1 pseudogene is annotated in these 231 nt (G+C 77.5%); it reads right to left on the reverse strand.

The features are described from left to right. Nucleotides 1–201: pseudogene (locus KVS67_RS13575) on the reverse strand (hypothetical protein); the annotation flags it as partial. Nucleotides 202–231: the final 30 nt, after the last annotated feature.

The raw sequence follows: 231 nt of genomic DNA on the forward strand, positions 1-231 counted from the left end.
CAGCCGATCCCCCACCGCCACGAGCGCGTCCCGGTCCAGGACGGAGGCCAGATGGAACCAGGTGTCGGCGTGAGAGGTCCAGCGCAGCCCATGCAGCCGGGCCCGCCGCACGATGACGCGGTCCAGGTCCACGAGCCGGGTGCGCACGCCGGGCTCCCGCAGCGCCCGGCGGGTGCGGGACCGCAGGACGGTGGGGCGCACCCGGGCCCTCACGTCGGCCGGGAGGGGCCA

The sequence above is a fragment of the Micrococcus sp. GbtcB5 genome, from assembly GCF_019091605.1.
Classification (GTDB): Bacteria; Actinomycetota; Actinomycetes; order Actinomycetales; family Micrococcaceae; genus Micrococcus; species Micrococcus luteus.